Annotated in this window: 5 protein-coding genes and 1 tRNA gene; 5 read left to right on the forward strand and 1 reads right to left on the reverse strand. The window is 61.9% G+C overall.

Going from position 1 to position 7,235, the window contains the following annotated elements; genetic code table 11:
* On the reverse strand, positions 1 to 306 hold a 306-nt coding region (locus M3498_13115), incomplete at its 3' end, for a hypothetical protein (protein ID MDQ3460222.1).
* 256 nt (positions 307 to 562) lie between these two features.
* Here M3498_13115 and rpsO point away from each other — a divergent pair.
* From rpsO to M3498_13140, 5 genes are all read left to right on the forward strand, one after another.
* Positions 563 to 832 (forward strand): 30S ribosomal protein S15, encoded by a 270-nt coding sequence (gene rpsO, locus M3498_13120; protein MDQ3460223.1) that lies wholly within the window; start codon positions 563 to 565, stop codon positions 830 to 832.
* A gap of 218 nt (positions 833 to 1,050) precedes the next feature.
* Positions 1,051 to 3,270, forward strand: a complete 2,220-nt coding sequence (pnp, locus tag M3498_13125) for a polyribonucleotide nucleotidyltransferase (GenBank protein MDQ3460224.1) — start codon at positions 1,051 to 1,053, stop codon at positions 3,268 to 3,270.
* Between the two features lie 265 nt (positions 3,271 to 3,535).
* Positions 3,536 to 5,146, forward strand: a complete 1,611-nt coding sequence (locus M3498_13130) for a ribonuclease J (protein ID MDQ3460225.1) — start codon at positions 3,536 to 3,538, stop codon at positions 5,144 to 5,146.
* Positions 5,147 to 5,391: 245 nt separating this feature from the next.
* Positions 5,392 to 5,467 (forward strand) — tRNA-Lys (locus M3498_13135).
* A 169-nt stretch (positions 5,468 to 5,636) separates the two neighbouring features.
* Complete coding sequence (locus M3498_13140; GenBank protein ID MDQ3460226.1) at positions 5,637 to 7,127, forward strand: IS1634 family transposase; 1,491 nt, start codon at positions 5,637 to 5,639, stop codon at positions 7,125 to 7,127.
* Positions 7,128 to 7,235 lie beyond the last annotated feature (108 nt).

Genomic DNA, 7,235 nt, shown 5'->3' on the forward strand with positions numbered 1-7,235 from the left:
GGCGGCGGGCCTGGTCTCGTAGACCCCCAGAAGTTGAGGCGTGTAGGGCGCCAGCGCGGGGGCCCAGTGCCGGTAGGCGCCCAACTCCTGCTTGAACTTGCGGTCCTGCTTGTGCTGCTTGAGAAAGGCCGTTCCTCCAGCCGCCGAGTTCAGCTCCCAGACCCGCGACTCGGCGTGCTGCCAGCCGCGGAAGCGGATGCTCTCAAGGTCACCGAGAATACCCTCGACAAAGGATGTGAGCTCGGGGCCCGGCTCGGGGCCCGGCTCGAGGCCCGAGTCCGCGCGCGCGTCTGCCTTGTCCGACACCCCAATATTATAAGGGAAACTGAAGAGAAACTGCGGGTCTCGGCCAAGATTTCATTCGTGCGATCCTGAGGGATCTTCCTTTGTAGCGCTTTGTAGCAGCTTCCCAAGCTCTCTCGAAATCGCCGACATGATGGGACCACGGAGGTGCAAAGATCGAATGTCGGCCGAATTTGGCAAGCGCCGGGCTGCTGTGTTAGAGTCTTTCTTTGGGGATTGGGGTTTTGGCTCTGGTCTACCTGACAGCGAAGAGGTCTTTATGTCACTCAATGTTGAACAAAAAACGCAGATCATCGGCGACTACCGCAAGAGTGAGTACGATACCGGCTCGACCGAGGTGCAAGTCGCTCTGCTCACGGCCAAGATCGAGGCCCTCAGCCAGCACCTGCAAAGCAACGTCAAGGACCAGCACGGCCGCCGTGGCCTGCTCGGCATGGTGGGCCGCCGCAAGCGCCTCTTGCGCTACCTGGAAGATACCGACTACGAAGGTTATAAGGCCCTCATCGCCCGGCTCGGCCTGCGCCGCTAAGGGGCTGAGTTATCCGACGCCCCGACCGCTATGCAAGGGGCGAGATGCTGCCGACTTTCTCGAGCGAGGCCGTCGCGCCTCGCTCGAGTTCTATATGCTTTATCTGGCTTAGCTCGAGAATCTTGTGAAAGCATCTCTTGCGAAAAAACTATTCTTGTGAAAAAAACTATCTTGGAGTCCAAAGCTACATTGAAGTCCAAAGCTACAAAGGAGCAACCGTGACCATACCCCAAGCCAAACGCTACAGCACCACGCTGGGCGGACGCGAACTCAGCCTCGAGACCGGCAAGTACGCCAAGCTGGCGAGCGGCAGCGTCACCCTGCGCTACGGCGAAACCGTGGTCTTGGTGACCGCGCAGATGTCCACCTCCGGCTCGCCGCTGGACTTCTTGCCGCTCACCGTCGAGTACGAGGAGCGCCACTACGCCATCGGCAAGATTCCCGGCTCGTTCTTGCGCCGCGAGGGCCGGCCCGGCAGCCAGGCGACCCTGAACGCCCGGCTGACCGACCGGCAGATCCGCCCGCTCTTCCCCAAGGACCTGCGCAACGAGGTGCAGGTGCTGATTACCGTCCTCAGCGCCGACCAGCAGAACGACCCGGCGCCCTTGGCGGCCATCGGCGCCTCGGCCGCCCTGATGATGAGCAACGCGCCCTGGGACGGCCCGACCGCCTGCGTCAACGTCGGCTACATCGGCGGCGAGTACGTCCTCAACCCGACCTTCCAGGAGATGGAGGCGTCCGCGCTCGAGCTGACCGTGGCCGGCAGCCGCGACGCCGTGTTGATGGTCGAAGCCTCGGCCAACGAACTCTCCGAGAGCGTGATGGTCGGCGCCATCGAATTCGCCCACCAGGAGATGCAGGGCGTCCTCGGGCTCATCGAGAGGCTGGCCGCCGAGACCGGCAAGGAGAAGACCGAGTACAGCCCCGCCACCGCTATCAGCGCCGAGGACGTGGACCTCATGTACCGCGAGGCGACGGCGAGAGGCCTGCGCGACATCCTGCGCGTCCCCGCCAAGCAGGAGCGCAGCCTCAGACAAAAGGAGCTACGCGACACCATCATCGCGGACAAGGTGCCCGACGCCGAGGCCGAAGGCGCAGGGGAGCGCATCACGGTTTTGAAGGAGGTCTTCTCCAAGGCCGCCGCCAGGGAGGCGCGCCGCCTCGTCCTCGAGGACAACGTCCGCGCCGACGGCCGCGCGCCCAAAGACATCCGCCCCATCTGGATCGAAACCTCGGTCCTGCCGATGGCCCACGGCTCGGCGGTGTTCACCCGCGGCGAGACGCAGGTCCTGGGCGTGACCACGCTCGGCACCCGCAAGGACAACCGCCTGGTCGACGACCTCGGCTTAGAGGGCACCGAGGACTTCATGCTGCACTACAACTTTCCGCCCTTCTCGACGGGCGAGGTCAAGCGCCTGCGCGGCGTGTCTAGGCGCGAGGTCGGCCACGGCAACCTGGCTCGGCGCGCGCTGGAAAACGTCATCCCCAGCCAGGACGACTTTCCCTACACCATCCGCATCGTCGGCGAGGTCCTGGAGTCGAACGGCTCGAGCTCGATGGCGACCGTCTGCGCGGGCTGTTTGAGCCTCATGGATGCGGGCGTGCCTATCAAAAAGCCCGTCGCCGGCATCGCCATGGGCCTGGTCAAGGAGGAAGGACGCCACGCTATCCTGAGCGACATCCTGGGCAGCGAGGACGCCATCGGCGACATGGACTTCAAGGTGACGGGCAGCCGTGACGGGGTGACCGCCCTGCAGATGGATATCAAGATTAGGGGCATCACCGCCGAGCTCATGCGCGAGGCGCTCGAGCAGGCCAAGACGGGCCGCGTCCACATCCTGGACGAGATGAGCAAGGTGATGGCCGAGCCGCGCGGCGAACTCGCGCCCAAGGCGCCGCGCATCATGACGGTCAAGATCGCCCAGGAGAAGATCGGCACGGTGATCGGCCCGGGCGGCAAGCAGATCCGCGAGCTCGAGGCGATGGGCGCGCAAATAGACGTGGGCGAGGACGGCACCATCCGCGTCTACAGCGCCGACGGCGAGGCCGCCGAGGCGGTCGCGCAGCGCATCCGCGAGCTGACCCTGGAAGCGGAAGTGGGCGCCATCTACGAGGGCACCGTCGCCAAGGTCTTGGACTTCGGCGCCTTCATCACCCTCTTCCCCGGCACCGATGGCCTCTTGCACATCTCGCAGATCGCCGAGGGCAGGGTCGACAACGTCGACGAGCACCTCAAGGTGGGCGACAGGGTCCGCGTCAAAGTCAACACCATCGACGCGCGCGGCAAGCTCGACCTGATCCGCCCCGAGCTCGAGGGCAAGATCCCGCCCCGCCGCCCCGCCGAGGGCCGCGGCGGTGGCGACCGTGGTGGCGACCGTGGTGGCGACCGTGGCCCACGCGACCGGGGCCGTGACCGTGGCCCGCGCGACCGACGCTAAACACAATCAAAGATTGAAGGTCCAACGTTCAATATCCTTGATCTTCAATGTTACCTTCAATGTTTGATTTATGACCTCCCGCCTCCCCCATGCGGTGAACAAAATGGGGGCCGCTTTGGCGTGATAAAGGAGATCGATGGCTCGTAGACGCGGCACCAAATCAGACGGCAAATCAAGTCAGGACAATCCCAAGCAGGACAATCCCAAGCAAGACGGCCAGAAGCAGGACGGCCAGAAGGTCGTGCAGTTCGTGCCGCTCGGCGGCATGGGCGAGATCGGCAAGAACATGTTCGCCTTTGGTTACGAGGACGAGATCCTGCTCGTTGACGGCGGCCTCGCCTTTCCCGACGCCGACATGCTCGGCGTCGACATTCTGGTGCCCAAGATCGACTGGGTGATCGAAAATCAGGACAAGATCAAGGGCTGGGTGCTCACCCACGGCCACGAGGACCACATCGGCGGCCTGCCCTACATGCTCCGCCTCCTGCCCAAGCTGCCCATGTACGGCGCCAAGCTGACGCTCGGGCTCCTAAGGGGCAAGTTCGAGGAGTTCAACCTCTCGGAAAACGACGTGGACCTGCGCGAGATCACGCCCGACGAGCGGATCAAGATCAGCCGCTACTTCACGGTGGACTTTTTCAGGATGACCCACTCGATCCCCGACAACTCGGGCGTCATCATCCACACCCCCATCGGCCGCATCGTCCATTCGGGCGACTTCAAGCTCGACTACAACCCCGCCGACGGCAAGACCAGCCACCTCCACAAGCTCGCCCAGGCGGGCGAGGAGGGCGTCCTGGCGCTTATCTCCGACTCGACCAACGCCGAGCGGCCGGGCTACACCTTGAGCGAGCAGGACGTGATGCAAAGCGTCGAAGCCCTGGTCGCCAAGGCCAAGGGCCGCGTCTTGGTGACCACCTTCGCGTCGCACGTCCACCGCCTGCAGAACTTCATCCGCGTGGCGGAAGCGCACGACCGCCGTGTGGTGGTGGAGGGGCGCTCGATGGTCAAGAACATCGCGATCGCCCAGGAACTCGGTTATCTGGAAAGCAAACAGAAGATCATCAGCACCGACCAGATGGCCCAGTTGCCCGATGACAAGGTGCTCTTTTTGTGCACCGGTTCGCAGGGCCAGCCGATGGCCGCCCTGTCGCGCTTGGCGGCGGGCAACCACCGCAAGATCAACCTGAAGCCGGGCGACACCGTCATCATGTCCTCAAACCCCATTCCCGGCAACGAGGAAGCGGTGGGGCGCGTCATCAACCAGCTCTACGCGCGCAAGGTCAACGTCTTCTACCCGCCGACCTACAAGGTCCACGCCTCGGGCCACGCCAGCCAGGAAGAGCTCAAGCTGATCTTGGACCTCACCCGGCCCAAGTTCTTCATCCCCTTCCACGGCGAGCCGCGCCACCAGGTCAACCACGTCCGCCTCGCCGAGGGCATGTCGAGGCCGCCGCAGAAAAACCTCATCGTCGAAAACGGCGACGTTATCGAGATTGCTCGCGACGACATGAGGAAGGTCGGAGAGGTCGAGGCGGGCGTCATCTACGTCGACGGCGTGGGCAGCACCCGCGAGGAGGTCTCCGAGCCCGTCATCCGTGACCGCCAGACGCTCGCGGAGGAGGGCGTGGTGGTCATCATGGCGGTGACGGGCAAAAAGCCCTCGATCGAGGTAGTCAGCCGCGGCGTCATGCAAAACCACAAGGACGTCCACGCCGAGATCCAGCGCATCGCCCTGGAGAGCCTGCAACGCGCCGTTCGCGAAAAACGCAACCTGGGCGACATTCGCGACGACATCTTCTACCCGGTGCGCCGTTACCTGCGCAAGGCGACGGGCCGCAACCCGCTCATCATGCCGGTGGTGTTCGAGGCCTAAAGGCAGAATCAGAGAAGGACTTCCGACTCCTGCTCGAGCCAGGCTCCCAACCACTCGAGCGCCGTCACCACCTCTTCTCTGCCCGCGCGCCGAGGTCGTCTCCTATCAGGAGGGCGTGGTTGTTGCGGCCGTAGGCGTCCCAGCCCGCCGCCAGATGGCCGCCGACGCTGACGTCTGTCCGGCTCGAGCTGGTTGCATAAGCGCTTGACCGCTGCCGAGAGAGGCTCTACAATGACGAAGCTAGCGGGTCGTTAGCTCAACCGGTAGAGCAGCTGACTCTTAATCAGCGGGTTATAGGTTCGAGTCCTATACGACCCACCACGAAGCCCCTCCAGAAGGGGCTGTTTTATTGTTCCAGCCGATAGTGGCCGGCACGCCGCAACGCCCGAGGTCGTCAGCGTGCACCTCTTAGGCTCGGCGAGAGAGTCATGACCTGACATTCCGCCCCCCCTTTTGCCGATTTTGGAATTAGGGCATGACATGCTGAAGCATGAGCGAAACATACAAGAGCGAGACCCTGGAGCACTTAGGTTTGGTAGCGGGAATGTTCGATGAACTTGGGATTGGCGAGCTTGTTGATGAGCTTGTTCCTCAGGATCTGGAGCAACGTACAGTCAGCGTCGGGCAGGCACTCAAGGCCATGGTCCTCAACGGCTTAGGGTTTGCCAACAGACGTCTTTACCTGACGACGAGGTTCTTCCAGAACAAACCAACCGGGCGGTTGTTGGGTGCAGGGATAGAGCCGGAGCATCTCAACGATGACGCCTTAGGCAAAGCGCTTGATGACCTTTATGCCTATGGGGTAAGCGAGCTGTACATGAAGATTGCTGCTCAGGCTGCCACGCGGCTCGGCATTGTCCCAAAAGTAGCTCACATGGATACAACAAGCTTCCACGTCGATGGCGAGTACAACAGCGACGAGCCACCCGCTGAGGACGACAAGCTTATTCACATCACTCAGGGCTACAGCAGAGACCACCGACCGGACCTGAACCAGGTGGTGCTCGAACTCATCACCGAGAACCAGGCCAGTTTGCCGATGATGATGGAGCCCCTGAGCGGCAATAGCAGCGACAAGGTGACGTTTGAGCAGAGCATTGACACCCACATCGCCCATCTCCAGACTGACCACGGGCTAACCCTGATAGTGAGCGACAGCGCGGGCTACACCAGCGCTAGTCTCAAAGCCTATGAGCAGCAAAGGGTGAATTGGATTATGGGCGTCCCCGGCACGCTCAAAGAGGTAAAGGAACACCTGAGTGAGGTCGATGTCGAGGCGATGCATGACCTCACCGAGGGCTACCGCTACACCCCACTGAGGAGCCACTACGCTGAGGTTGAGCAGCGCTGGCTACTCATCTACTCCGAGCAGGCGCGTGCTCGCGCAGTCAAGAGTGTCGACAAAGAACTCTTTAAACAGTCACAACAAGAACATAAAGCGTTTGAGAAGCTCTGTAGGACACGCTTTAACTGCCCTGAAGACGCCGAGCGTGCTCTGGCGGCTTACCAGAAGACCCTCAAGGTCCTTACCGTCCACGAGGTCGAGACCATCTCACACAAGCACTTCGCCAGTGCTGGAAGACCCCGCAAGGACGCCGTTCCAGAGACCATCAGTTACCACGTCGGCGGCGCACTCGCCGCCACCATTAGCCAGCGTGAAATGCTCATCACCAAGCGGTCGTGCTTTATCCTGGCGACCAACAACCTCGACGAAGACGACCTGAGCGACGCCGACATCCTCACTGAGTACAAAGGCCAAGCGCACGTTGAGCGCGGATTTCGCTTTCTCAAACACCCGATGTTTTTGGCAAGTACCCTGTTCCTCAAAAAAGTCGAGCGCATTATGGCGCTGTTGATGGTGATGACGGTATGCTTACTGGTTTACGCTGCCTTGGAACATCGTATACGCAAGACTCTAAGGCAGCGAACTAGGCCCAACGGGCCGGGCTTTGCCCGTTCTATATCACGCACACGTCCCTGACCAGAAAGGTAAGCCCACCCAGCGACCTACCGCTAGGTGGGTGTTTGAGCTCTTCTTGGATGTCCATCTGCTTACCATCATGATGAACGAAATGACCCTACGAACGCT

Source organism: Deinococcota bacterium (assembly GCA_030858465.1).
Classification (GTDB): Bacteria; Deinococcota; Deinococci; order Deinococcales; family Trueperaceae; genus JALZLY01.

What these genes read in the sequence shown, in the direction of transcription:
- M3498_13140 (MDQ3460226.1), top strand. Translation starts at nt 5,637, where the DNA reads ATGAGCGAAACATACAAGAGCGAGACCCTGGAGCACTTAGGTTTGGTA.
- M3498_13130 (MDQ3460225.1), top strand. Translation starts at nt 3,536, where the DNA reads ATGGGCGAGATCGGCAAGAACATGTTCGCCTTTGGTTACGAGGACGAG.
- rpsO (MDQ3460223.1), top strand. Translation starts at nt 563, where the DNA reads ATGTCACTCAATGTTGAACAAAAAACGCAGATCATCGGCGACTACCGC.